Origin of the sequence: Methanoculleus frigidifontis, from assembly GCF_030464345.1 — an archaeon.
GTDB classification, from domain to species: domain Archaea; phylum Halobacteriota; class Methanomicrobia; order Methanomicrobiales; family Methanoculleaceae; genus Methanoculleus_A; species Methanoculleus_A frigidifontis.
In genome coordinates this window covers 1-2846 of the sequence record NZ_VCYH01000022.1, presented here as the reverse complement: position 1 = coordinate 2846, position 2846 = coordinate 1, and the positions used below count along the sequence as shown (strand labels likewise).

The following is a 2846-nucleotide window of genomic DNA, read 5'->3' as shown; positions in this document are numbered from 1 at the left end:
GATAATCTCGCGTGGCTCTCGCCGGGGGAGACCGTTCTCTTAAAGCCCGCTCTCAATTCAGGCGACCCGTATCCGTCGACGACACATCCGCTCGCCGTCCATGCGGTTGCCGATCTCCTCGCAGAACGCGGCGCTGCGGTCATCGTCGGCGACCAGGCAGGCGTCGAGGCCGTGGTGCAGGACCCGTCCGGCGTCGTGAAGGGCTCGACGGCGGCGCTCTACCGCGAGACCGGGATGAGCAGGGGCGGGATGCTCCGGTTCGTCGGCTTCGAGCAAGAAGGGTGGGACACGGGGTATACGCACTTCCCGGCAGAGCGGGCGCCCTCCTGGCCGGACGGGTTTTACTACTCATCGTGGATAGACCGGGTCGACCACGTCGTCGCCCTGCCGCGGCTCTCCACCCATTCCCAGGCCGGGGTCACCCTCGGGTTCAAGAACTGGGTCGGCATCCTCCGCGACGACTCCCGGGTGGAGTTCCATGCCGAAGGGCCGTTCTGCTCGTTCATCGAGAACGCGGTGAAGGACGCGGATCTTACGACCGACTACCCGAATCGTGATGCATTCTTCAGGCGGATGACCGAGATTGCCCTTGCGGTGGCGGGCAAACTCCGCGTGACACTCTTCGTCGGCACGCAGGCGCAAGTGACCTTCGGGCCGAACGCCTACGCCGTAGAGAACAGCTACGGCGGCCTCGGGGAAGCGTATACGGTCACCCCCGATCCCGGCCTCGTCTTCGCGAGCAGCGATCCGGTCGCGGCGGAGATCACGGCGATTGCATTCCTCACGCACCTCTCCGAAGAGGTGCCCTTCCACAAAAAGCTCTCCTGGAAGGCGGCGCTCTTTGCGAACGGCCAGGCGCAGGAACTCGGTGAGCAACCGGTGCGGGAGAACCCCTTCGTCGCGCACGCCCTCGCCCTCGGGCTTGGAGAGCAGGAGGTCGAGCCGGTATACCACGATGTATCGTCGCCGTTGCGGAAGCGGCTTGACGCCCTCATCGGAGGCGCCCGGCCGGTGGTCAGTAGCGGGTGAGCGCCTCGAGCTCCTCCTGGATGGTGGTCCGGATCATCCGCTCGATCTTCTCGTACTCGGTCCGCGCCTTCTCGGTCCGCCTGATGATCTCCTCCATCTTCTTCACCCCGGCGGAGAGCGAGTCCCCGTAGCCGAGGGCGATCGCAAGCGCTTCTTCATCGATCCGGACGACTCTGGACATTGTTACAGAAATGTAACTCCCGGAGATAAGAATGTTACAGTTTTGTTACAGCAATCGGGATGAGCGTTACAGATCTGTAACAATAGCGGATCTGTGGCGATACCGTGCGGCGTTCCGGAAAAAGGGTAGTGCACCAGGAGACAACTGGGAACCTCGTGCAGGTGACTGATAGATTCCGGGTAGTGCCCTACGAAACAACTGCTACTCCCTTTGTTGAGATCGTATCCGGGTGTTCCCGATCGGTTGCAACCCGGGGCACGGCTTTCCATTGGGTATCGCCATGACTGCCCCCGCCCCTGGGGGCGGGGGAGGAGGCCGGAGGCCGGGTGGGGTGGGGTTGATGATGTCTGTGGATCTTCACGGGAGACAGGGGAGGGGAAAACCCTCCCCGTCGGCCCCACCCCCCGTGAAGATACCTGCAGCAGTCCACTTCATCGCAAAGGAGTAACCGTAAAACGAATGAGCGGAGCGCACAGCGGGTATGGTTCCCGATGCATTCCAAAAAAGTGGGTTTGTTATGCCGCTCCTTCGAAGAAGAGGGTCGCATTCCCGCCGGCGTCAACAAGCGTCAGCTGCCCACCCTCGATCTGGCATCCTGCTACCCTGCCGAGCAGGTCGAGGTAACGGTCTTCCTGCTCCATGACCCCGGCAGGCTCGAGGCAGTACATCTCCGTCCGGAAGATCTCCCCGACGGTGAGCGCCGACCCGTCGACCGTATACGCTCCGCCGTAGCTGTTGCAGCCTGCCGAGCCCCCGACCGACCCGTTCCCGAAGGTCGCCGTGACGGTGGTGCCGGAGATGACCGGAACCATCGAGGCGTTGCAGCTGTACGAGAGGAGCTCCCACGTCGGCCCTTCGAGCGTCGTCTCCGGGGCGGCGGCCCGCTCGTACGTCAGCACCGGCGTTCCGTTCGCGTCGAGGAGGACCAGCCGGTCGCCCTCAAGCTGGAAAGCCGCCACGGAGCCGAGCAGGTCAAGGTAGCGAGCCTCCTGATCCATGATCCCGGGCGGCTCCGTGCAGGCCATCAGCGTCGAGGCGATCGAGGTGATCGCCAGTCGATCGCCGTCGAAGACGTAGTTTCCGCCGTAGCCGTTGCACCCGGCAGAGCCGGTGACACGGCCATCTTCGGTGAAGTTTGCGGTGATCGCCGTTCCCTGCAGCACGGGAACGGCCGTCCCATTCCCGGCCGCGTACGAAAGGAGTGTCCAGGCCGAACCTGCCAGTGACTCCCCGCCGCTCTCCGCCCCGGTGCTCCCCATGCACCCGGCAGAGACGAGGCATGCGGCGATGATGACGAGCAGCCCCGCCGCTGCCGCCGTATGCTGCCAGGTGCACGTGTTCTTCTGTGCCATGGTCAGGTATCGGCGAAAGAGAAGAAAAAGAGATTGTTGGCTTCGAAATTCTTCGGATCTATCGATCTCGGCGGACATTCCGCCGGAAAGAACAGATATCCCCCGGTGGTACGCACATTTATCGCAGAATATGCGCAAACATCCTGGAATCCATGTATGAGGATTTCGAAAAACCGCCCTCTTCTCAAAAGTACTTTATAGTCCCGGATCGACCTGATCTCCATGAGCACGTTTACCAACTTCATAATTCGGCACGAATATGCCTCTCTTGCCGCCCTGGGTGA

The 2846-nt window shown here is 62.5% G+C and carries 4 protein-coding genes; 1 reads left to right on the top strand and 3 read right to left on the bottom strand.

Annotated features, from left to right (window positions below; genetic code table 11):
* A partial coding sequence (locus FGU65_RS15760) for a DUF362 domain-containing protein (RefSeq protein WP_301665453.1) occupies positions 1–1029 on the top strand: 1029 nt, incomplete at its 5' end.
* On the opposite strand, the gene FGU65_RS15755 is transcribed toward FGU65_RS15760, so the two are convergent.
* From FGU65_RS15755 to FGU65_RS15745, 3 genes are all read right to left on the bottom strand, one after another.
* A complete protein-coding gene (locus FGU65_RS15755) occupies positions 1016–1210 on the bottom strand; it encodes a hypothetical protein (RefSeq protein ID WP_301665452.1) in 195 nt (64 codons plus the stop codon). The two genes, FGU65_RS15760 and FGU65_RS15755, sit on opposite strands and share 14 nt — an antisense overlap.
* Positions 1211–1725: 515 nt before the next feature.
* On the bottom strand, positions 1726–2562 hold the full coding sequence (locus FGU65_RS15750) for an META domain-containing protein (protein WP_301665451.1): 837 nt from the start codon (positions 2560–2562) through the stop codon (positions 1726–1728).
* 2 nt (positions 2563–2564) lie between these two features.
* Positions 2565–2846, bottom strand: a 282-nt coding sequence (locus tag FGU65_RS15745) for a hypothetical protein (protein ID WP_301665450.1), incomplete at its 5' end; no start/stop codon positions are given.

Coding starts and splice junctions, on each gene's coding strand:
- FGU65_RS15750 (WP_301665451.1), bottom strand. CDS start 2,562: ATGGCACAGAAGAACACGTGCACCTGGCAGCATACGGCGGCAGCGGCG.
- FGU65_RS15755 (WP_301665452.1), bottom strand. CDS start 1,210: ATGTCCAGAGTCGTCCGGATCGATGAAGAAGCGCTTGCGATCGCCCTC.